The sequence below is a fragment of the Pseudomonas sp. IT-P44 genome (assembly GCF_949768225.1).
Taxonomy (GTDB): Bacteria; Pseudomonadota; Gammaproteobacteria; order Pseudomonadales; family Pseudomonadaceae; genus Aquipseudomonas; species Aquipseudomonas migulae.
This window is the reverse complement of the sequence record NZ_CATKQM010000087.1, coordinates 1-479: the sequence shown is the minus strand read 5'-3', so window position 1 is coordinate 479 and position 479 is coordinate 1. Positions and strand designations below refer to the sequence as shown.

Below are 479 nucleotides of genomic sequence, written 5' to 3'. Positions count from 1 at the left end.
TGTAATACTCGCTGTCGTTTTCGGTATCACGCGCCACCGGGCGGACTTCACACAATTGATTGCGCGCGTCCCAACGCAGCGTTTGCCCCGGTTGCAGCTTCAGCAGGTTGCCGTTGGTGTCGAAACTGTCACGGAAGTCTTGTTCAGTCGGCTCGATACCATTGCGCACCGGCAGGCAGCGGTTGCTGTGAGCATCGGCGACCAGACGATGGCCGTGGTTTTGCGGGCCGATGTGGGTCAGTTCGAGCAGGTTGTGGCCGGCGTCATAATGGTAGGTCTGGCGGTAGTTGCCGGGCATGGCGGGGTCCGCCGTCATTGCCGACGACGGGCCGTTTTTGACCGCGCCGGCCTCCCAACCTGTGGCCGCGATCAATCGGTAGAGTGTGTCGTACCAATAATCGCTGATCGGCTCGATACGCTGATTGGCGAAGTAGCGGATCGGCAGCGCGGCGTCTTCGATGTTCAGCACATTGCCGACC

General features: G+C 60.8%; 1 pseudogene. It reads right to left on the bottom strand.

Annotation, left to right across the window (positions count from 1 at the left end):
* Positions 1-479: pseudogene (locus ACM6IO_RS27935) on the bottom strand (toxin); the annotation flags it as partial.